The sequence below is a fragment of the Mesorhizobium sp. M7A.F.Ce.TU.012.03.2.1 genome (genome assembly GCF_004006095.1).
Lineage (GTDB): Bacteria > Pseudomonadota > Alphaproteobacteria > Rhizobiales > Rhizobiaceae > Mesorhizobium.
Window position 1 is genome coordinate 2,523,900 of the sequence record NZ_CP034779.1, and the last position, 18,782, is coordinate 2,542,681.

Annotated in this window: 23 protein-coding genes; 14 read left to right on the forward strand and 9 right to left on the reverse strand. The window is 61.7% G+C overall.

Annotated elements, in window-relative coordinates:
* Window positions 1-6 precede the first annotated feature (6 nt).
* The 3 genes from pstB to phoB are packed head-to-tail and all read left to right on the forward strand — an operon-like array spanning window position 7 to window position 2,271.
* A complete protein-coding gene (gene pstB, locus EJ079_RS12180) occupies window positions 7-831 on the forward strand; it encodes a phosphate ABC transporter ATP-binding protein PstB (RefSeq protein ID WP_127267721.1) in 825 nt (274 codons plus the stop codon).
* A gap of 26 nt (window positions 832-857) precedes the next feature.
* A complete protein-coding gene (gene phoU / locus EJ079_RS12185; RefSeq protein ID WP_127267720.1) occupies window positions 858-1,565 on the forward strand; it encodes a phosphate signaling complex protein PhoU in 708 nt (235 codons plus the stop codon).
* Window positions 1,566-1,581: 16 nt separating this feature from the next.
* The gene (gene phoB, locus EJ079_RS12190) at window positions 1,582-2,271 is read left to right on the forward strand and encodes a phosphate regulon transcriptional regulator PhoB (RefSeq protein WP_010911896.1); all 690 of its coding nucleotides are present in this window, start codon (window positions 1,582-1,584) and stop codon (window positions 2,269-2,271) included.
* A 16-nt stretch (window positions 2,272-2,287) separates the two neighbouring features.
* On the opposite strand, the gene EJ079_RS12195 is transcribed toward phoB, so the two are convergent.
* Complete coding sequence (locus EJ079_RS12195) at window positions 2,288-3,535, reverse strand: ROK family protein (RefSeq protein ID WP_127809088.1); 1,248 nt, start codon at window positions 3,533-3,535, stop codon at window positions 2,288-2,290.
* A 270-nt stretch (window positions 3,536-3,805) separates the two neighbouring features.
* Here EJ079_RS12195 and xylF point away from each other — a divergent pair, with 270 nt between their 5' ends.
* The 4 genes from xylF (at window position 3,806) to EJ079_RS12215 (ending at window position 8,909) form a co-directional block, all read left to right on the forward strand.
* Window positions 3,806-4,846 carry a D-xylose ABC transporter substrate-binding protein gene (xylF, locus tag EJ079_RS12200; protein ID WP_013529274.1) on the forward strand — a complete coding sequence of 347 codons (1,041 nt, stop codon included), beginning with the start codon at window positions 3,806-3,808 and terminating at the stop codon, window positions 4,844-4,846.
* Window positions 4,847-4,988: 142 nt separating this feature from the next.
* A complete protein-coding gene (locus EJ079_RS12205) occupies window positions 4,989-6,341 on the forward strand; it encodes a sugar ABC transporter permease (protein ID WP_127809089.1) in 1,353 nt (450 codons plus the stop codon).
* 11 nt (window positions 6,342-6,352) lie between these two features.
* Complete coding sequence (locus EJ079_RS12210; RefSeq protein WP_127267717.1) at window positions 6,353-7,153, forward strand: ATP-binding cassette domain-containing protein; 801 nt, start codon at window positions 6,353-6,355, stop codon at window positions 7,151-7,153.
* 127 nt (window positions 7,154-7,280) lie between these two features.
* Entirely contained in the window at window positions 7,281-8,909 is a 1,629-nt protein-coding gene (locus EJ079_RS12215) for a CHASE domain-containing protein (protein ID WP_127809090.1), read from the forward strand.
* Window positions 8,910-9,004: 95 nt separating this feature from the next.
* Here the strand turns inward: EJ079_RS12215 and EJ079_RS12220 are convergent, their stop codons facing one another.
* Together EJ079_RS12220 and EJ079_RS12225 are read right to left on the reverse strand one after the other, a co-directional pair.
* The gene (locus EJ079_RS12220; RefSeq protein ID WP_023810994.1) at window positions 9,005-9,250 is read right to left on the reverse strand and encodes a membrane lipoprotein lipid attachment site-containing protein; all 246 of its coding nucleotides are present in this window, start codon (window positions 9,248-9,250) and stop codon (window positions 9,005-9,007) included.
* 83 nt (window positions 9,251-9,333) lie between these two features.
* The gene (locus EJ079_RS12225) at window positions 9,334-9,660 is read right to left on the reverse strand and encodes a hypothetical protein (RefSeq protein WP_127267715.1); all 327 of its coding nucleotides are present in this window, start codon (window positions 9,658-9,660) and stop codon (window positions 9,334-9,336) included.
* Between the two features lie 150 nt (window positions 9,661-9,810).
* On the opposite strand from EJ079_RS12225, the gene EJ079_RS33270 reads away from it, so the two are divergent.
* Window positions 9,811-10,062 (forward strand): hypothetical protein, encoded by a 252-nt coding sequence (locus EJ079_RS33270; RefSeq protein ID WP_164873773.1) that lies wholly within the window; start codon window positions 9,811-9,813, stop codon window positions 10,060-10,062.
* Window positions 10,063-10,089: 27 nt separating this feature from the next.
* Here EJ079_RS33270 and EJ079_RS12235 read toward each other — a convergent pair whose 3' ends face one another.
* From EJ079_RS12235 to EJ079_RS12245, 3 genes are all read right to left on the reverse strand, one after another.
* Window positions 10,090-11,121 (reverse strand): sensor histidine kinase, encoded by a 1,032-nt coding sequence (locus EJ079_RS12235; RefSeq protein WP_164873774.1) that lies wholly within the window; start codon window positions 11,119-11,121, stop codon window positions 10,090-10,092.
* 178 nt (window positions 11,122-11,299) lie between these two features.
* On the reverse strand, window positions 11,300-11,467 hold the full coding sequence (locus EJ079_RS12240; RefSeq protein ID WP_013529282.1) for a DUF1328 domain-containing protein: 168 nt from the start codon (window positions 11,465-11,467) through the stop codon (window positions 11,300-11,302).
* Between the two features lie 284 nt (window positions 11,468-11,751).
* On the reverse strand, window positions 11,752-12,546 hold the full coding sequence (locus EJ079_RS12245) for a response regulator (RefSeq protein ID WP_023810997.1): 795 nt from the start codon (window positions 12,544-12,546) through the stop codon (window positions 11,752-11,754).
* A gap of 207 nt (window positions 12,547-12,753) precedes the next feature.
* Between EJ079_RS12245 and EJ079_RS12250 the strand changes: the two genes are divergently transcribed.
* Both EJ079_RS12250 and EJ079_RS12255 read left to right on the forward strand, forming a co-directional pair.
* Window positions 12,754-12,957 carry a NepR family anti-sigma factor gene (locus EJ079_RS12250; protein ID WP_127269630.1) on the forward strand — a complete coding sequence of 68 codons (204 nt, stop codon included), beginning with the start codon at window positions 12,754-12,756 and terminating at the stop codon, window positions 12,955-12,957.
* Window positions 12,958-12,960: 3 nt separating this feature from the next.
* The gene (locus EJ079_RS12255) at window positions 12,961-13,512 is read left to right on the forward strand and encodes an RNA polymerase sigma factor (RefSeq protein WP_013529285.1); all 552 of its coding nucleotides are present in this window, start codon (window positions 12,961-12,963) and stop codon (window positions 13,510-13,512) included.
* Between the two features lie 13 nt (window positions 13,513-13,525).
* Here the strand turns inward: EJ079_RS12255 and EJ079_RS12260 are convergent, their stop codons facing one another.
* Window positions 13,526-13,897 carry a response regulator gene (locus EJ079_RS12260; protein WP_127269631.1) on the reverse strand — a complete coding sequence of 124 codons (372 nt, stop codon included), beginning with the start codon at window positions 13,895-13,897 and terminating at the stop codon, window positions 13,526-13,528.
* A gap of 148 nt (window positions 13,898-14,045) precedes the next feature.
* On the opposite strand from EJ079_RS12260, the gene EJ079_RS12265 reads away from it, so the two are divergent.
* The 3 genes from EJ079_RS12265 to EJ079_RS12275 all read left to right on the forward strand — a co-directional run bounded on the left by EJ079_RS12265 (window position 14,046) and on the right by EJ079_RS12275 (window position 15,732).
* Window positions 14,046-14,807, forward strand: coding sequence for a Crp/Fnr family transcriptional regulator (locus EJ079_RS12265; protein ID WP_127269632.1), 762 nt, complete (start codon window positions 14,046-14,048; stop codon window positions 14,805-14,807).
* 128 nt (window positions 14,808-14,935) lie between these two features.
* On the forward strand, window positions 14,936-15,262 hold the full coding sequence (locus EJ079_RS12270) for a DUF883 family protein (protein WP_023811001.1): 327 nt from the start codon (window positions 14,936-14,938) through the stop codon (window positions 15,260-15,262).
* Between the two features lie 11 nt (window positions 15,263-15,273).
* A complete protein-coding gene (locus EJ079_RS12275) occupies window positions 15,274-15,732 on the forward strand; it encodes a hypothetical protein (RefSeq protein WP_127395721.1) in 459 nt (152 codons plus the stop codon).
* 15 nt (window positions 15,733-15,747) lie between these two features.
* Here EJ079_RS12275 and EJ079_RS12280 read toward each other — a convergent pair whose 3' ends face one another.
* Window positions 15,748-17,280: an HWE histidine kinase domain-containing protein gene (locus tag EJ079_RS12280; protein WP_127395722.1), complete on the reverse strand. Its 1,533-nt coding sequence runs from the start codon at window positions 17,278-17,280 to the stop codon at window positions 15,748-15,750.
* Window positions 17,281-17,429: 149 nt separating this feature from the next.
* On the opposite strand from EJ079_RS12280, the gene EJ079_RS12285 reads away from it, so the two are divergent.
* Window positions 17,430-17,630, forward strand: coding sequence for a hypothetical protein (locus EJ079_RS12285; RefSeq protein ID WP_127269171.1), 201 nt, complete (start codon window positions 17,430-17,432; stop codon window positions 17,628-17,630).
* 29 nt (window positions 17,631-17,659) lie between these two features.
* On the opposite strand, the gene EJ079_RS12290 is transcribed toward EJ079_RS12285, so the two are convergent.
* Window positions 17,660-18,580, reverse strand: coding sequence for a diacylglycerol kinase family protein (locus EJ079_RS12290; protein ID WP_127809093.1), 921 nt, complete (start codon window positions 18,578-18,580; stop codon window positions 17,660-17,662).
* Between the last annotated feature and the right edge of the window lie 202 nt (window positions 18,581-18,782).

The window sequence follows — 18,782 nt, forward strand, 5'->3', positions numbered from 1 at the left end:
TTTGGTATGAACATCATGACCGAACAGTCCCTTGAAAACGCAGTGGGCGATAAGATGAACGCCAAGTCGAACGAAGTGATCAAAATGCGCGGCGACAAGGTCGGCGTGTTCTATGGCGAGAAGCAGGCGCTGTTCGATGTCAATCTCGACGTCCGCCTGAATCAGGTGACGGCGCTGATCGGCCCCTCCGGCTGCGGCAAGTCGACCTTCCTGCGTTGCCTCAACCGCATGAACGACACCATCGATTCCGCGCGGGTAACCGGCAAGATAACGCTCGACGAAGAAGACATCTACGACAAGAACATCGATGTCGTCGAACTCAGGGCGCGCGTCGGCATGGTGTTTCAGAAACCCAATCCGTTCCCCAAGTCGATCTACGAGAACGTCGCCTATGGCCCGCGCATCCACGGATTGGCCAAGCGCAAGGCCGACATGGATCAGATCGTCGAGTCGAGCCTGAAGAAGGCGGCAATCTGGAACGAGGTGAAGGACCGTTTGCAGGAACCTGGCACGGGTCTTTCCGGTGGCCAGCAGCAGCGTCTGTGCATTGCACGCGCCATCGCCGTGTCGCCCGAGGTGATCCTGATGGACGAGCCGTGTTCGGCGCTCGATCCGATCGCCACTGCTCGCGTCGAGGAACTGATCGACGAACTGCGCCAGAACTATACGATCGTCATCGTCACCCATTCGATGCAGCAGGCAGCGCGCGTGTCGCAGCGCACCGCGATGTTCCATCTAGGCTATCTGGTCGAGGAGGGCGCCACCGACAAGATGTTCACCACCCCCGACGACAAACGCACCCAGGACTACATCACCGGCCGGTTCGGCTGAGCTCAGGCATATGAGGGACGAAGATCATGGGTGAACATACCGTTGCATCTTTCGATGAGGATCTGGAGCAGATCAGCCAGCTGATCCGCGACATGGGCGATCTCGCCCGCTCGATGGTCAGTGGCTCGACCAAGGCTTTGCTCAATTCGGACAATGCGCTGGCGCAGCGCGTGGTTTCCGACGATGCCATCATGGATGCCCGCCAGCGCGAGCTGGACGATCGCGCCATCACGCTGATCGCCAAGCGCCAGCCAATGGCCAACGATCTGCGTGCGGTGGTCGGTTCGATCCGCATGGCCGGCGACCTCGAGCGCATCGGCGACCTTGCCAAGAACATCGCCAAGCGCGTCGGCACTGTCGGGCTGAGCGTCACGCCGCACGATCTTTCGCATTCGATCGACGCGATGGCGCAGCTGGTGCTGATCCAGGTGCAGGGGGTCGTCGACGAGTATGCCGCCGCTGACGCGGCAGCGCTTGCCACGCTCAGAAACAATGATGAACGCATCGACGTCAAATACACCTCGGTGTTCCGCGAGCTGCTGACCTACATGATGGAAGATCCCCGCAACATCACGGCGTGCACGCACCTGTTGTTTTGCGCCAAGAACCTCGAGCGGATCGGCGACCACGTGACCAACATCGCCGAAAATGCCTACTATGTTTTGACCGGCACGCAGCTGCCAGCCAATCGTCCGAAGCAGGACGAGACGGCAATGTCCGCGCCAGCGGCATAACAGGGGTGACCAGCCGATGATCGCACCACGCATCATGGTGGTGGAGGATGAGGAGCCGCTAGGCGTGCTGCTCCGCTACAATCTTGAATCCGAAGGTTACCAGGTCGAGGTGGTGACGCGCGGCGATGAGGCCGAAATCCGGCTGCAGGAGAACGTTCCCGATCTTCTGGTGCTCGACTGGATGGTGCCTGCGGTTTCGGGCATCGAACTCTGCCGGCGCCTGCGAATGCGTCCCGAGACCGAGCGGCTGCCGATCATCATGCTGACCGCGCGAGGCGAGGAAAGCGACCGCGTGCGCGGCCTGTCGACCGGCGCCGACGACTATCTGGTCAAGCCCTTCTCGACGCCAGAGTTCATGGCCAGGGTCAAGGCGCTGCTGCGCCGGGCCAAGCCGGAAGTGCTGTCCAGCGTGCTAAAGGTCGGCGATATCGTGCTCGATCGCGAGTCGCACCGTGTCTATCGCAAGAAGAGCGAGATCCGGCTTGGGCCGACGGAATTCCGCCTGCTCGAATTCATGATGCGCCATCCAGGCCGCGTGTTCTCGCGCAGCCAGCTGCTCGACAATGTCTGGGGCGAGACGATCTACATCGACGAGCGCACGGTCGACGTGCATGTCGGCCGGCTGCGCAAGGCGGTCAACAATGGCCGTATGCCTGATGTCATCCGCACGATCCGTGGGGCCGGATACGCCATCCGAGAGGACTGAACTCCCTCGTTTGAACTCACGCCACGTTCTTGCCGCCGAAACCGGATCTCGCCTGCACGCCCGGCGCAAAAATCTCCTGATCGACGAAGATCAGCGCCCGCATGGCGCAGCCCTCGCGGATCAGCGGCAGTTCGTTCGGCTCGGTGTCGAAGGAAATCGATTTGGAATGCTGGCCGCCGGCGGTCTGGGCAATCGCTTGCCGCAATGCCGGCTCGATCAGGTCGAAGGCGGCGGCGCTGACACCGACCATGGCGACCGGCGCCGGATCGATCAGCGCGAACAGGCTGCCGAGGCCGTAGCCGAGCGCTTCGCCGGCCTTGCGATAGGCTTCCCGTTCGGGTCCGTCACCTTCGCGGGCCGCGGCAGCCAGGGCGCGCATGTCGGCGTCGCTGACATCGGCAACGGGTTCTGCATCCTCGCCCATCTGCCTGGCGTTGCGCCAGATGGCGTAATTGCCCGCATAGGCTTCGACGCAGCCGCGCCGTCCGCAGCGACATAGCGCGCCGTTCGGCCGATGGATCATGTGGCCGAATTCGCCGCCCGAAGAATGGGTGCCGGTGAACAATTCGCCCTTCAGCACCAGTCCCATGCCGATGCCGTGCGACAAAAGGATAGCGATGAAATCGTCGCGGTAACGATCGGGGTCGCGCCAGCGCAGCGCCACCGCCATCATGTTGCAGTCGTTCTCCATTATGGCAGGGATGCCGAACTGGTCTTCGAATATGTCAGCGAAGGCGATGTCGGTGTGCGGCGTGATCGGCGACCACAGCATGGCGCGGGCACGGGTGTCGGTGATGCCCTGGATGGCCAGCGCGATGCGGGCGATGCTGCGCACGTCCAGGTCGGGATCTGCCAGGCGGCGCCGCACGATGGCCGTGCATTCCCCGATCAGCGACTCGCGCGACATCGTCAGCGTGTCCAGCCGGCGCTGTTCCTCGGATATTACCTGGCCGGCATAGTCGATGACGGCGACGGAGAGGAAGTTCAGCGACAGCACCACGGTCATTACCGCGGCCGCTTCCGGATTGAGACTGAGGCCGACCTGCGGCCGGCCGCGTTTGAGTGAGCCGGCCTCGCTCGGCTTGCTTTCGGTCAGGATGCCTTCGACGATCAGGTCCGCTGAAATCGCCGAGATGGTCGAATGGCTGAGGCTTGTGGTCGCGGCGATCTCGGTTCGCGACGGCTGTCCGGCGCGGCGCACTGCCGCGATCACCATGGCGCGGTTGCGGCGGCGCAGATCGTCGTGGCGGATTCCGACCGACATGTTCTTTCATATCCTCCCGGTCGCCGCGGTTCCTCCTGCCCCTGGAACGCTGTCGGTGACGCCGGTAAATACTGGCAGAAGCTGCAGGCCGTGTCATTTATTTATTCCGAGACTCGAAAAAAACTCGAAATGACATCAAAATCCATCAGAATCGATGTTGACAGCGTTCGGGCGTTGGCCCAGTATTTTTTCGAGGCTCGAAAAAATAGAGCCTCTGTGCCGGCCCTCGGGTCAGTTTGGTCGCGCCATACGCGGCGCAGGGAGGATAATATGAAAAGATTCACGGCCGCCATCCTGGCGGGTGCCGCCATGTCGCTGACGCTCGCGTCTGTCGCGCAGGCGAAGGACAAGGTCGTCGGCGTTTCGTGGTCCAACTTCCAGGAAGAACGCTGGAAGACCGACGAAGCCGCCATGAAGACGGCGATCGAGGCCGCTGGCGACAAGTACATCTCCGCCGATGCGCAGTCCAATCCCGGCAAGCAGCTTACCGATGTCGAAAGCCTGATCTCGCAGGGCGCTAATTCCCTGATCATCCTGGCGCAGGACGCTTCGGCCATCGGCCCGGCCGTGCAGAAGGCGCTGGACGAAGGCATTCCGGTCGTCGGCTATGACCGGCTGATCGAGAACAAGGACGTCTTCTATCTGACCTTCGACAACAAGGAAGTCGGCCGCATGCAGGCCCGCGAAGTGTTCAAGGTCAAGCCGGAAGGCAACTACGTCTTCATCAAGGGCTCCGGTGCCGATCCCAATGCCGACTTCCTGTTCTCGGGCTCGATGGAAGTGCTCAAGGAAGCCATCGACAGCGGCAAGATCAAGAATGTCGGCGAAGCCTACACGGATGGCTGGCTGCCCGCCAACGCCCAGAAGAACATGGAGCAGTTCCTGACCGCCAACGACAACAAGGTCGACGCGGTGGTCGCGGCCAATGACGGCACTGCCGGTGGCGTCGTCGCGGCGCTGACGGCTCAAGGCTTGGCCGGCACCGTGCCGGTCTCGGGTCAGGACGGCGACCACGCCGCGCTGAACCGCATCGCCCTCGGCACGCAAACCGTGTCGGTGTGGAAGGACGCGCGGGAGCTCGGCAAGAATGCCGCCGAGATCGCCTCGCAACTGGCCGACGGCAAGAAGACGAGCGACATCGCCGGCGCCAAGGACTTCACGACGCCGGGCGGCAACACCGTCAAGTCGCTGTTCCTGACCCCGGTTGCCATCACCAAGGACAATCTCAACGTCGTCATCGACGCCGGCTGGATCAAGAAGGACGAAGTCTGCGCGGGTGTCGCCGCCGGCACCGTGGCGGCCTGCAACTGATCCGTACCACTTTGAAATATCTGAACGCCGCGGCCCAAAAGCCGCGGCGTTTTCTCAAAGAATTCTGTTTCCGCATCATGCGGATAGCTTCTAGGCTGGGCTCCGGCATGCGCGTCAGACGGCCAGCCGGTGGGAGGAAACCATGACCGATACGACGTCAAACCCGCAGACCGATACGGCGCGCGCGTCGGAACTCGGCGCCGTCGCCCGGTTCCTGAAGGCGACCGAGATCGACACCCGCATGCTCGGCATGATCGGCGCGCTGCTGGTCATCTGGATTGGGCTGCATGTCATTTCCAGCCTGCGCCTTGGCGTCAATCCGCTCGATTTCGACAGCCGCACCTTTCTCACGCCGCGCAATCTGTGGAACCTGTCGGTGCAGACGTCCGCGGTTGCCATCATGGCCTGCGGCATGGTGCTGGTCATCGTCATGCGCAACATCGACCTGTCGGTCGGTTCCGCCGAGGGCCTGATCGGCATGGTGATGGGATTTGCCCAGGTGCATTTCCTGGTGCGCTTTGTCGGGCTCGAACTCGGCAACCCGTGGATCTGGGTCCTGGCACTGGTCATCGGCCTGGCGCTCGGCCTGTTGATCGGCGCTTTTCAAGGCTTCGTCATCGCCTATCTCGAAGTGCCCGCCTTTATCGTGACGCTGGGCGGCCTGCTGGTCTGGCGCGGTGCCGCCTGGTGGGTCACTTCAGGCCAGACCGTGGCGCCGCTTAACGCCACTTTTCAGCTGATGGGCGGTGGGCCGGCGGGATCGATCGGCGCGACCTGGAGCTGGATCGTTGGGATCGTCGCCTGCCTCGCCGTGGTGTTTGGGCTGTTCAACGGGCGGGTGCAGCGCAAGCGTTTCCGGTTTCCGCTACGTCCGATCTGGGCCGAGGCGCTGCTTGGAGTCGTCACCTGCGGCGCCATCATGGGTGCGGTCTGGCTCGCCAACTCCTACCCCTGGCCGATCGGCATCGTGAACAGATATGCGGCCGCCAACAACATCACCGTTCCCGAAGGCGGCCTGTTCATCGCCCACGGTATCGCCATACCGGTGCTGATGGCTGTCGCCGTCGGGCTGGTGATGACCTTCATCACCAACCGCACCCGTTTCGGCCGCTATGTGTTCGCCATCGGCGGCAATCCCGAGGCGGCTAATCTCGCCGGCATCAACACGCGATGGATCACCATGAAGGTGTTCATGATCATGGGCGTGCTGGCCACGATTGCCGCGGCGATCTCCTCGGCCCGGCAGAATTCGGCCACCAACGTGCTTGGAACGCTCGACGAACTGCTCGTCATTGCAGCCGCCGTGATCGGCGGCACGTCGCTTGCCGGCGGATCGGGAACGATCATCGGCGCCATGCTGGGCGCGCTGCTGATGCAGTCGCTGCAGTCCGGCATGGTGCTGCTCGGCGTCGACTCGCCGCTGCAGAGCATCGTCGTCGGGGCCGTACTGGTCATCGCCGTGTGGCTCGACACCGTCTATCGCAAGCGCGTCTAGGAGGGCATGCCATGAATGACAAGACTGCTCCTGCAGCCACCGCGCTGATCGACATGAGGAACATCTCGATCGCGTTTGGCGGCATCCGCGCCGTCGACGACGCCTCGATCGATCTTTTCCCCGGCGAGGTCGTGGCGCTGCTCGGCCACAATGGCGCCGGCAAGTCGACATTGATCAAGATCCTGTCCGGCGCCTACAAGCGCGATTCGGGCCAGATCTTCGTCAACGGCGAGGAGGCATCGATCTCCAATCCACGCGACGCCAAGAAATACGGCATCGAGACGATCTACCAGACGCTGGCGTTGGCCGACAATGTCGACGCCGCCGCCAATCTGTTCCTCGGCCGCGAGCTGATGACCGCCTGGGGTACGCTCGACGACGTTGCCATGGAGGCCGAGGCGCGCAAGGTGATGGGTCGGCTAAATCCCCGCTTCCAGCGCTTCAAGGAGCCGGTGATCAAGCTGTCGGGCGGCCAGCGGCAATCGGTGGCGATCGCGCGTGCGATCCTGTTCAACGCCCGCATCCTGATCATGGACGAGCCGACTGCGGCGCTTGGTCCGCAGGAAACGGCGCAGGTCGGCGAACTGGTCAAGCAGCTCAAGTCCGATGGCATCGGCATCTTCCTGATCAGCCACGACATCCACGATGTGTTCGAGCTTGCCGACCGGGTCTGCGTCATGAAGAACGGCCAGGTCGTTGGCACCGCCCGCACCACCGATGTCACCCAGGACGAGGTGCTGGGGATGATCATTCTTGGCAAATGCCCGCCGGGCGCCATTCCAGGACCGGGCGCGCTGAAGATCGCGGCCTGAGATCAAGCCAGCTCGCGGTTGCCGGACACGTGATATGCCAGCCGTAAGGATGGCTTGGCCTTGGCATTGTGTTGGCACGGCGACTTGCCCATAAAGGTCCGATATCGCTCAGGGACCGCACGATCCGTTGAAGAAGCTTTTCCCGATCATCGCCTTTATCGCCGTCGCACTAATCAGCATGGTGATGGCAGGTTTCGCCTATTTCGCCACACAGGAAGCCGCGCGCATCAAGTTCGAGGCGACTGCCGACGACGCGCTCAACCGGATCGAGAGCCGCATCGACCTGCATCTGTCGCTGCTGCGCTCGACGCAGGCCCTGTTCGACGCCCGCAATGGCGATATTTCTCGCAATGAGTTCAAGGCGTTCTTCAACGCGCTCGATGTCGACAAGAATTTCGCCGGCTTGCGCGGCATCGGTTTCCTCAGGCTGGCAAAGACGGGCGACGAGGCGACGGTCGAACGCGATATGCTGCACGATTATGGCGTCAGTCATCCAATCTACCCGGATACCACGCAACCCTGGCGTACCCCTATCGTGCTGTTCGAACCGCTGGATCCATCCAACCAAGCCGCCATCGGCTACGACATGTTCAGCGAACCGATGCGGCGTGTGGCGATCGAAAAGGCGATGTCCGACGACCAGCAGCACGCCAGCGGGTTGGTGCAGCTGGGCCAGGACACGGGCGCCTCGCAGACGTTCACCGGCTTCTTCGTTTTCGTGCGGCTCAATGTCGAAACCGCTCCCGACGTCATCAATGCTTCGATATCCTCGACATCAGGTTTTCTCTATGCGGCCTTCCGGGCTCGCGATCTGTTCCAGACCGCGCTCAGCCGGTCGCCGCTACTGCCGGTCAACACCGAAATCTATGACGGCGATGGTGCCGTGAGCGGCGACAATCTGCTGTTCCGGTCGGAGACGCCGCCAGCTTCGACTTTCGGCGACAGGCTGCTGGTCACCCGAAAGATCATCGTCGCCGGACGGCCATGGACTGTCCTGTTCCGGCCGACAAGCGCCTTCTCGCAGCCGTCGTCGCGCGCCATTCCGGTGATGCTGGGGCTATTCGGCCTGCTGTTGGCGGGCGCCATCGCGCTGGTGGCGCGATATCAGGAGCGGGCCTATGAGGCGGCGTCGCGGTTGCACGAAACCACGGAAAAGAGCCTGATCGAAAAAGACCTGATGCTGCAGGAGATGAAGCATCGCATCAAGAATTCGATCACCAGGGTGCTGGCGATCGCGCGCCAGACGGCATCGCGGGCTACCGACGTCAACGAGTTTTCCGCATCTTTCTCGGCCAGGCTGCAGGCGATGGCAGCGTCCCAGGACATGCTGACGCGCTCTCGCTGGCAGAAGGCCGATCTTGGCGATCTCTTGCGCATCGAACTCGGCCAGGTGTTCGGCAAGGAGTTGCCCGAGGGGCTGCTGTCAGGGCCGCAGGTGCTGCTTGACGAAACCACGACGCAAGCGCTCGGCCTGACCTTCCACGAACTGGCGACGAATGCGCTGAAATACGGCGAAGCCGGCAATTCCGTGGGGGCACTGAAAGTGGATTGGTCTCTGGAAGGGCGTGGGCGCGACAGGACGCTGGCCCTCAACTGGCGCGAAAACGGGCAGAAGAAACTCGAAGCTCCCGCCGAAACCGGCTTCGGCACCAAGCTGATCGATCTCAACGTGACGCGCGAATTACGCGGTACGATCAAGCGCGACTACCAGGCCAATGGGCTGAACGTGGAAATCAAAATTCCACTCGCCAATTGAGCGCGACCTTCTCCCGAAAAGGATCAAGCGCCGGACATGAAAAATCCGAAGGCCAGCGGACCAGCCTCCGGATCGACGTTTCGATTATCGCCGAATTAGTTGCAGCGAGCCGTGTAGATCCGGCCGCGATGATCGCGATATTGGCAATAGCCGTTGCGCAGATTGCGCACCAGCAGGCCGGAACCGGCGCCAACGGCCGCGCCGATCAGCGCGCCCTTGCCGCCGCCGACCAAGCCGCCGACACCGGCGCCGATCAAGCCGCCGCCAACCACGTCCTGTTCGGTCGAGGTGCAGCCGCTGACGGCAACCACCGCAACCAGGGCAATAATCATCTTCCGCATAGAGTCACTCCTCACTTTTTGTCCTCACTTGGTAAAGCTCCAGCTGCCATTTAGCATGAAATGACGGCCTTTGCTGCTGCAATCTATTGTTGGTGAAGATAGTCTTTTTCTGGGCCTGCCGCGTTCGACGCCATTACCAGGCTGGAAATTGCCAAAGAAGCGTCAAGCGTACCATCGGCGCGCACGTTCCAGACGATCTGATCATAGTCGTCTTCAAGCACCGGATCGACGGCAAGACATTTGGCGACGATGTGATCAGCCTGCCCTTGCACGTCGCCCAAGACGAATGGGCGCTCGGCCACACATTGCTCGGCGGTCGCGAAAATGCTGACGGGCACCTGGAGTTCACGGCAGTCGGCCATCGTGTTCGAGCAACCGATGACCAGCAGCAATGCAGCGATATGTTCCATGGCGGGAAAGTCCTCTCGCCATAGTAACGGTCTACATCAGCCAAAGTTCCTGGCTCGCTGGGCGGGCAGTAACTAAGACGGCGACAATTGATTCTGTCGCCGGCCGAAACGAGCTGGCCTCAATAGACCAGCTGGTACAGGGCGACCACCATGATCACCGCCACCAAGGCCAACGCAACAAGGCGCAAGGCTCCGTTGGGGACAGGGGCCAGCGGTGGCGCGGATGACTCGGAGTCCTCAAACTCGCCCATGGAAATCCGGGCGGCCTGCTCCAGTCTGTTCATGTCGACAACCGTCAAGGCATTCCTCCCGCACCATGCTGCAAATCCTGCTGCGGAAATGTTCGGTGATGCAACAGGTTCCAGCGGTATCTGGGAAAAACAGCATCTGCATTTATGGTGAACAGCTGGTTAAGAAAGCTCGGGTCGCTCAATCCGTCTCGAAATTGCCGTGCGGAACGACAAGGCGGTACTCGAGACGGCCAGCCGCGATTTCGAGCGTCGCCGTTCCGTTCAGTGACGCCGGCACGACCCGTTCGAGTGCGACACTGCCGAAGCGCTTCTCGCTACGCCTGACATCACTGGCTCCGATTGCCTCGGCCCATATCAGCGACAGGGAGGTTCCCGTGTCGGCGGCGGTCAGGTTGGCTGTAACATTGACGAATCCATCGGGCCGCGACAGGGCGCCATAGCTCACCGAATTGACGGCGAGTTCATGCATCGCAAGGCCGATATGCAGGGCAGCGTTGGGATTGAGATAGGGGTTTGCCCCCTGAAACCGCAGGCTGCGAACCGGATCACCGCCGTAGCGGCCCACCTGGCCCGATACGAGTTCGCGAAGTGCGGCGCCCCGCCAGTTGGAAGAGGTCACGAGATCCTGGGACGAAGCCAGCGATTGCAGCCGGCCGCGAAAACGTGTCAGGAAATCGCCGATGCTGTCGGAGTAGCGACCGGTCTGGGTGGCTATGCTCTGGATGATCGCCAGCAGGTTTTTCGAGCGATGGCTCACCTCCCGCAACAGAGTCGTCAGGGTCTGCTCACGGCGCTTCTGCTCGGTCGTCTCGACCATCGTGGTGACGACCCCTTGCACCGTGCCGCCGTCGCCGTGATCGGCATCGATCCAGACCTCAAACCAGCGGCTGCCATCCTCGACGGGAACGCTGATCTCGAGACGTTGGGGGTTGCCGGATGCAATGACGTCGCGCTTGGCCGCGCCGATGCGGTCGGCCTGCGCCTCCGGCAGAATACCGATGCTGTCGGCGGTGTCCGAAACCCAGGGCGCACGCATGTTGCGCGCCCATACGGTTTTCATCTCGCGATCCTGGTAGAGAACGGAAATGCCGGCATTGTGCAACGCATGCAGAAGGGCGCGGCCGAGCTGCATGCCGCTTTCGGCAGGATGGAGGGCGATGACTTCATCGCTTTGCACGTCGTCCTTCCTGTTTCCGGTCCTGGAACTCATCGGCCAAACTGTCCACCCAATTCAGGCTGAACGGCTCACCGGTGAATGGGTTCCAAAGAGGTTTCCCGAACCCGCCGCCAAAAAACGGTCCGCCGGACGGCGTCCTTTGAAGGACACCGCCCGGCGGTGGCTGGAAACCGTTTGAGGGGTGCGGCTTCCAGTGTTCGGCCGTCCGTCCTTACGAAGCCCGTTTGAACAGGCCCGCAAGAAGCGAAATGACCAGGAAAGCGAGGAAGATGAAAAACAATATCTGCGCTATGCCGGCAGATGTACCGGCGATGCCACCGAAACCAAGCGCGCCGGCGATGATCGCAACGACGAGAAATACGAGCGCCCAGTAAAGCATGATGCATCTCCTTCGAATGATGCGATAAAAACGTGGGTGGTTGCGGTTTGTTCCCACCCTTTGCCGAAAAAGACCGAGCTTGCAATTCGTTCGGCAGCCGGACGCGCAGGAAATTCGCCCTCACCGCCCGATGCGTGGATCAGGCGGCCCGAAGTGAAGAATTGAAGAATTGAGGAATTGATGAATTGACGATTTTGATGATCTGGAGAAATCGGCGAGCGAGGCTATCGCCTTCAATTCCTCAATTCCTCAATTCCTCAATTCCTCCACTCCTCAATTCGCGACTATGCTGCTGCTTTCGCCTGCCGGTCAAAAAACAGTGCCTGGCTGATCAGCGCCTTGACCATGTCGGGATTGAACGGCTTGGTGACCAGGAAGGCTGGTTCCGGCCGCTCGCCAGTCAACAGGCGCTCGGGGAAGGCGGTGATGAAGATGACCGGCACCGACGTCGATGACAGGATCTCGTTCACGGCCTCGATGCCGGAACTGCCGTCGGCAAGCTGGATGTCGGCCAGAACCATCTTCGGCCGTGTCTTGCCGAACATCATCACGGCCTCGGCATGGGTGCGCGCCGTTCCAACGACGCGGTGCCCGAGGCTCTCTACCATTTCTTCGATATCCATGGCGATCAGCGGTTCATCCTCGATGATCAGAACGTCGGTTGCCACCTGACGGGATATCTCGTTGCTCGCCTGGGCAAGCAGCTCTGAAAACTCCTGGTCGCCGACGTCGAGGATCTCAGCCGCTTCGTCCTCGCTGAAGCCTTCGACAGCCACGAGGAGGAAGGCCTGACGGGGCCGCGGCGCGATCGCATTCAGATTGGCGGCGGTGCGCTGTTCCCACGCCGATTGCGCCTGCTCCTGTGGAACGCGAATGGCGACCGATGTGAATAGCTTGGCGAAAACCTTGTACAGCGCGATGCGGTCGCTCGATGCTTCGGGAAATATCTCGATATCGGCGATGATGGCCTCGAGCATCGCGGCTACCAGCGCATCACCACTCTCTTGCGACCCGGAAACAGCCCGCGAGAAGCGGCGTAGGAAGGGCAGATGTGGTGCGATGGTGGCGGATAAGCTCATGGTAAGACGTCTCCCTCAGAATGACGTGAATGCGTAGCTGACTGCAAGCCCTGACGATAACGCGGATTTTTAGAAAAAGTTCCGCCTCGACGGAACAAATACCGGGGAGGGGCGTTTGGGGTCGGGATGGGCAACCAGACGAGGGCGCCGCTTGCGTTGTGTTGAGTATGATAAGAGCGGTTTGAGCGCTGGGAATACAAGGGCAAAATGAAGGATATGACGAAAGATATTCTGGCTGGCGCCGAGAGCAGGCGCCGGAATGGTTCTGGTGATGCTCTTGGGCCGAACTCCGAAATCGGACGCAAACTCAAACAATATTACGACGCGCTGGTCTCCGACGATGTGCCGGATCGCTTTTCCCAGTTGCTTAGCCAGCTGGAACGGGCTGAACCCGCACAGAAGAAGGACTGAGGCATGGCCGCGGTCTCACAAGGCTTCAAGACCGATCTGCTTGGGGCAATCCCAAGTCTGCGCGCGTTCGCCGTGTCGCTGACGCAAAATGCCGACAAAGCCGACGACCTCGTCCAGGAAACGCTCGTCAAGGCCTGGGACAAGCATGAGAGCTTCCAGCCCGGCACCAATCTCAAGGCCTGGCTTTTCACCATCCTGCGCAACGAGTTCTATTCGCAGATGCGCAAGCGCGGGCGCGAAGTGCAGGACAGCGACGGTATCATGACGGCCAGGCTTGCCGTTCATCCGGCCCAGCACGGCCAACTCGACCTGAAGGATTTTCGCGGCGCCCTGGAGCAATTGCCGGAGGACCAACGCGAAGCCATCATCCTCATCGGCGCATCTGGTTTCTCCTACGAGGAGGCCGCCGAGATCTGCGGTTGCGCGGTGGGAACGATCAAGAGCCGCGTCAGCCGAGCCCGTACGCGCTTGCAGGAGATCCTGAAAATATCAGGCGAGGACGAGTATGGTCCGGACGCAATTTCGGCCCAGGTAACGAGCTCGCCGGCGAGCTGACCGCGATCGTGTCTCAAGCGCGTCCGCAGGCCGCGGCGACTGCTTGCACGAGGTCTTCACCCGAATAGGGTTTGCCAACCAGCCTGACGCCCGGAAACGATGCCTTGATTTCATCGACATCCGAATAGCCCGACGCAAACACGAAAGGTATGCCTGCCGCGCGCAGCCCGGAGGCGAAATCGATGGTTGAGGCGCCGCCCAGCATCAAGTCGACAATGGCTGCATCGAATCGCGTGGCGACCTCGCGGCCATCGACCTCGGTCAGGTCACGGGCGATCACCACCTCATCGGCGCCATGGTCGCGGCAAAGCTGCTCGACGTCCATGGCGATCAGAAATTCGTCCTCCAGGACCAGAATCCGCAATCCGTCAAGCAATGTGGGCACAGGCAAAGACTCCTTGAAACGCCGGAGTCATGATCGCTAATTCGCTTGCTGTCATTTAAAAAAGACATGTGGCCCAGCAGGCGGAACCTCAATCCTTGCAACGCGTTGAAACGCGCTCTCCAAGAGCGGCTTTCGAAGGGGGGTCGAAATGTCGGTTCAGAACAATAGCGCTTTCTCCAGCCGCCAATATCCTTGCGAGAACTGCCCATTGCGGCCGTTGCCGATTTTTCGCGATTTCGAAAAACAGGAACTGGCCTTCATCAGCAAATTCAAGAAGGGCGAACTCGCAGTCGAAAAGGGTGGCACGGTGCTGGTGGAGGGAAGCCATAGCGCCCATCTCTACACCGTGCTCTCCGGCTGGGCGTTTCGCTACAAGCTGTTGCTGGACGGCCGCCGCCAGATCCTCAACTATCTCATGCCCGGTGATCTGATTGGCTTGCAAGGCAGTGTGATGGGCGAGATGCAGCATTCCGTGGAGGCACTGTCGCCGATGCTGCTGTGTGTTTTCGAGCGCGAATATCTGCATGAGCTGTACCGCAATCATCCCGGGCTGGCCTATGACATCACCTGGATCGCATCGCGTGAAGAGCGGATGCTGGACGAGAATCTGCTCAGCCTCGGGCGCCGCAGTGCGATCGAGCGCGCTGCCTATCTCATCGCCTTCATCGGCAGCCGCGCCAAGGTTGTCGGACTGAATGGCAACCAATCCGTCCAGATACCGATCACGCAACAGCACATCGCCGATACGCTTGGCCTGTCGCTGGTTCACACCAACAAGACGATCCGCAAGCTGATGGATCGCAAGCTGATCGTCTGGCGCGACGGCGGCTGCGTGGTTTCCGACAATGAAGGGCTCAAGCGGCTCGCCGGCTGGGAAGGGCTGGGTGAAGCGCGCCGGCCATTAATCTGAGGAAGCGTGTTTTGCCGGAGCCGGCGGACCGGGTGCGCGCCGATGCGTTTTCGGCTACTTTGTCCCCGATGCCGGAACCTTGAGACGCGCAGCGCGTTTGAAACCAAGCAATCACAAGGAGTTAAGCCATGGCCACTGCCGCAGGAAAGACCGCAAACGACGCCCGTGCAAATGCGGACCTGGAAGCCGACATCAGGCAGTTGAAGGCCGACATCGACAAGCTCACCAAACAACTGGCCAAGACCGGCGAGCATGGCTATGGCACCGCGCGCCGCGCAGCCACGGAAGGGGTCGAGCAGTTGCGTGCGCAGGGCGAAGCAGCCTTTGACAGCCTGCGCAGCAATGCCAAGGACATCGAAGCGCAGATGATGGCAAGCGTGCGTGAAAAGCCGGTGACGTCACTGGCGATCGCCGCCGGCGTAGGCTTCCTTTTCGCGCTCATCGCGCGTCGCTAGTCGCGCTCCGGATGGGAATGTTGGCAACCCTGATCTCGGGCCTCGCCTCGGGGGAAACCGTGGCCGCCATACACCGGGCGCGCACGGCGGCAATCGTCTATGTGATCGCCCTGGCCGCCGCACTTTGCGGTCTCGGCTTTCTTGTCGGGGCCGCCTATATCTGGACGGCGCTGCGCTATGGGCCGCTTGCCGCGGCACTGGGGTTTGGCGTCGGTTTCCTGGTGCTTGCCGGACTTATCCTGCTGATCTACCGGATCTCCGCAGGCTCACGCGCCCGGCGCCGGGCGCAGCGCCGCAATGCCGACATGAAGGCGATCGGCATCACCGCCGCACTCGCCGTGCTGCCGAGCCTGCTCAAGGGAAAAGGCGGTCTCGGCGTCATTCTTGGGCCGGCCGTGGCGCTCGCGGCCTACGCCATCTACCGCGAGAATGTGAAATCCGACGATCTGGATGAGAGCGAGCGGAGATAGAGCTGTTGGGAGAGGTCACTTTGACAACTCTTCCAGCGGCATCGAGATTTCGGCAAACACGCCCTCCGGCCGGAATTCATGGGTCACTTCGCTGGAAATGACCTTGGCCAGGCTGCGGCGAATGAGGATCGAGCCGAAGCCGTGCCGATCCGGCGGAGCGACTTGCGGGCCGCCGCTTTCGCGCCAGGTCAGCACAAGACGCCGGGCATCCCTCCTGCCTTGCGTCCTCCAGCCGAGGTCGACCCTGCCTGACGGCACCGACAGCGACCCATATTTCAGCGCGTTGCTGGCGAGTTCATGCAGGATCAGGCCAAGCCCGACGGCCTGGTCGGGCGACAGCAGCAGGTCGTCGCCGGAGATCGTCATGCGCGGCTGCTCGGCCGTTTCGAAAGGTTTGACCTCGATCTGGACGAGTTCACTGATGCCGATGCCACGCCACTCGCGGTCCGACAACAGATTGTGGGCGATGCCCAAGGCCTGAAGCCTGGCGCCGAAGGCCTCAAGGAACTGGCTTGGCTGGCGGGCATGGCGTACGGTCTGCGTTGCCAGCGCCTGGACGGTTGCCAAAGTGTTCTTGACGCGATGGTTGAGCTCACGCAGCAGCAGCCGTTGCCGTTCGTCGCCGAGCTTGCGCTCGGAGATGTCGTAGTTGACGCCGAAGATCAAGGTCGGCTTGCCGTCGCCGTCACGCTCGATGACACGGCCGCGCGTGGCGAGCCAGCGCGGCGGATGAAAGCCCTTCACCCGGTATTCGCCGAAATAGTCGTCGCTGCCGGTCAGGGCGTCGCGAAAGCGGGTTTCGGTCTGGTAGACGTCACGCGGATCGATGGCGGTGAGGATGTCACGTGCGCGCAGCCGGTTGGAGCGCGGCAGGCTGAACAGCTCCGACATCAATGTGTCGCATTCGATGATATCGGTGCGGATATCCCATGCCCAACTGGCGAGCGACGCCGCATCGAGTGCGATGGCGCGTCGTTTTTCCTCGCGAACCAGTGCGGCCTCGGCGATCGCGCCGCTGCGGGTTGCGTCCTTGAGGGTGAACAGGCTGGCAGCGAGGCCGGCGAGCGACTTCAGCTGGTCGAGCTCGGCGTGGGATGGAAAACCATGCGGCGAGCGGTCGAGCACGCACAGCGTGCCGATGCGGGCACCTGCCACAACCATCGGCGCTCCGGCATAGAAGCGGACATGGTGCTTTCCGGTGACCAGCGGGTTGGTCTTGAAACGGGGATCCGTCGTTGCATCCACCACCACCATCGGTTCGTCGCCGGCGGCAATCGCATGGGCGCAGAAGGAGACGTCGGTCGCGGTTTCGGCCTCGTCCAGGCCGAAGCAGGATGTGAACCACTGCCGTTCGAGGTCGACGAGCGTGACCAGGGCCATCGGCACCTGCATCACCGCCGCGGCAAGGCTGCTGACGCGGTCGAAATCGGGATCGGCCGCCGTATCCAGCATCTCCAACCCGTGCAGCACCGCGAGCCGGTCAACATCCTTGACTGCGCGCGCAACTTCGGCCGGCAGCTCGGGCACTGTTTGCGTCTTGCCAGTCACCCCACTTGCCTCGTCCCGGTCTTCGCCGCCGCCTGCTTGCGCTGGTGCAAGGCCAGCGCGCTTTTCCGGAACCATCCTAGCGAGGAACCGTTACCCGACCATGATTTGCCGAGCGCGCCAGCTGGTGCAGAATGAGACAGGGATCGAGCATGGCCAAGATCATTCCAGAAAACAAGGCGCGGCAGGGGCGATGGGGCTGGCATGGATTTCGAATCCTGATCGCCGCATTGCTTCTGGTGTTTGCTGCGTGGGGCATTGCCGAGATTTATGGTGTGTTGATCAAGGCGCCAACCAGCGATGAACAGCATGTCCCCACGCCCAGCACCACCGAGCAGGCTCCTGCTGGCTAAAGCCGGTTTGTTCGTTGCAACGCATCGCATCAGGCGGCTCTCGATTGGGCCGCGCTCGCCGGCACCAGCACATTCAGCGCGCCAGGCTGGATTTCGATTACCGTTTCACGGTCAAGCCTGACCAATTCGCCGTCCATCACAGCGCGAAACTTGCGGCTGCTCGAATGGATTTTCAGCACCGTTCTGTTCGTCTGGTGGATTTCGACATGTTCGTTGTCGCGCCATTTGCCGCGCGCCACGTTGAAGAAAAACTTGACCAATTCGGCGCGCTGCTTCGCCACCGTGACATAGACACCGAGCACGCCGCCCGCCGGATTGTCGGCGTAAGGCAAATGGCCTTCGCCGAACAAATTGTTGGTGATGCCGATGCCGGTGATGCGTGCCGCCATTTCGGCTTCGCCGATGCCGAGCGTCACATTCATCGCAGGTGGATTGTTGATCGTCGCCCAAGCCGCTTTGGCCGAGGCGCGGATCTTTCCCAACCGCGAACCGAACTCCATCTTCTGGCGCAGTTGCACCATCTTCGCATGCATGCCGATCGAGAACTGATGTATGAAAGGTTGGCCATTGGCGGTCGCCACGTCGACCGCGATGATTTCGCCGTCGGCGAAGGATTTCAGCGCTCCATCGAGTGACTGCGGAATGCCCAACCCCCGCGCGAACAGGTTCATGGTGCCGGCCGGCAATATGGCAAGCGCCTTCTTCGTGCCCATCAGCCGCGCGGCCGCGGCGGAAATGGTCCCATCGCCGCCACCCGCCAGCACGACGTCGACAGAGCGACGCGAAGCCGCGCTGTCGAGCGTTTCCACCACGTCCTTGCCGGCGACAATTTCGATGCTGAGCGAGTGCCCTGCCGTCTCCAGCGTCTGATGCATCCTGTCGGAGAAGGCGACGAGGTCGGTGGTGCGCAAAGTGCCGCCATCCCGGTTCAGCACCGCTGCGAATTTCATACCCCCCTCCATCATGTCAGCCAAAAAGCGGCCGGGACACGCCCAGCCGATGGCGGAAACGCGGCGGCGACGGAAAGGTTCCCTTGACACGAAGGGGCTTCTAAGCCGCTCGATCATTTCTGTGATTTCGATTTCCGGACGGCGCGGTTTTGTCGGAACAACAGACTGGTCACAACGTTGTGAACCTGTAGATGCCGCGTCC

What these genes read in the sequence shown, in the direction of transcription:
- xylF (WP_013529274.1), top strand. Translation starts at nt 3,806, where the DNA reads ATGAAAAGATTCACGGCCGCCATCCTGGCGGGTGCCGCCATGTCGCTG.
- EJ079_RS12210 (WP_127267717.1), top strand. Translation starts at nt 6,353, where the DNA reads ATGAATGACAAGACTGCTCCTGCAGCCACCGCGCTGATCGACATGAGG.
- EJ079_RS12290 (WP_127809093.1), bottom strand. Translation starts at nt 18,580, where the DNA reads ATGAAATTCGCAGCGGTGCTGAACCGGGATGGCGGCACTTTGCGCACC.
- EJ079_RS12240 (WP_013529282.1), bottom strand. Translation starts at nt 11,467, where the DNA reads ATGCTTTACTGGGCGCTCGTATTTCTCGTCGTTGCGATCATCGCCGGC.
- EJ079_RS12270 (WP_023811001.1), top strand. Translation starts at nt 14,936, where the DNA reads ATGGCCACTGCCGCAGGAAAGACCGCAAACGACGCCCGTGCAAATGCG.
- EJ079_RS12285 (WP_127269171.1), top strand. Translation starts at nt 17,430, where the DNA reads ATGGCCAAGATCATTCCAGAAAACAAGGCGCGGCAGGGGCGATGGGGC.
- EJ079_RS12195 (WP_127809088.1), bottom strand. Translation starts at nt 3,535, where the DNA reads ATGTCGGTCGGAATCCGCCACGACGATCTGCGCCGCCGCAACCGCGCC.
- EJ079_RS12245 (WP_023810997.1), bottom strand. Translation starts at nt 12,546, where the DNA reads ATGAGCTTATCCGCCACCATCGCACCACATCTGCCCTTCCTACGCCGC.
- EJ079_RS12205 (WP_127809089.1), top strand. Translation starts at nt 4,989, where the DNA reads ATGACCGATACGACGTCAAACCCGCAGACCGATACGGCGCGCGCGTCG.
- pstB (WP_127267721.1), top strand. Translation starts at nt 7, where the DNA reads ATGAACATCATGACCGAACAGTCCCTTGAAAACGCAGTGGGCGATAAG.
- EJ079_RS12235 (WP_164873774.1), bottom strand. Translation starts at nt 11,121, where the DNA reads ATGAGTTCCAGGACCGGAAACAGGAAGGACGACGTGCAAAGCGATGAA.
- EJ079_RS12250 (WP_127269630.1), top strand. Translation starts at nt 12,754, where the DNA reads ATGAAGGATATGACGAAAGATATTCTGGCTGGCGCCGAGAGCAGGCGC.
- phoB (WP_010911896.1), top strand. Translation starts at nt 1,582, where the DNA reads ATGATCGCACCACGCATCATGGTGGTGGAGGATGAGGAGCCGCTAGGC.
- EJ079_RS12275 (WP_127395721.1), top strand. Translation starts at nt 15,274, where the DNA reads ATGGGAATGTTGGCAACCCTGATCTCGGGCCTCGCCTCGGGGGAAACC.
- EJ079_RS12265 (WP_127269632.1), top strand. Translation starts at nt 14,046, where the DNA reads ATGTCGGTTCAGAACAATAGCGCTTTCTCCAGCCGCCAATATCCTTGC.
- EJ079_RS33270 (WP_164873773.1), top strand. Translation starts at nt 9,811, where the DNA reads ATGATCACCGCCACCAAGGCCAACGCAACAAGGCGCAAGGCTCCGTTG.
- EJ079_RS12225 (WP_127267715.1), bottom strand. Translation starts at nt 9,660, where the DNA reads ATGGAACATATCGCTGCATTGCTGCTGGTCATCGGTTGCTCGAACACG.
- EJ079_RS12255 (WP_013529285.1), top strand. Translation starts at nt 12,961, where the DNA reads ATGGCCGCGGTCTCACAAGGCTTCAAGACCGATCTGCTTGGGGCAATC.
- phoU (WP_127267720.1), top strand. Translation starts at nt 858, where the DNA reads ATGGGTGAACATACCGTTGCATCTTTCGATGAGGATCTGGAGCAGATC.
- EJ079_RS12220 (WP_023810994.1), bottom strand. Translation starts at nt 9,250, where the DNA reads ATGCGGAAGATGATTATTGCCCTGGTTGCGGTGGTTGCCGTCAGCGGC.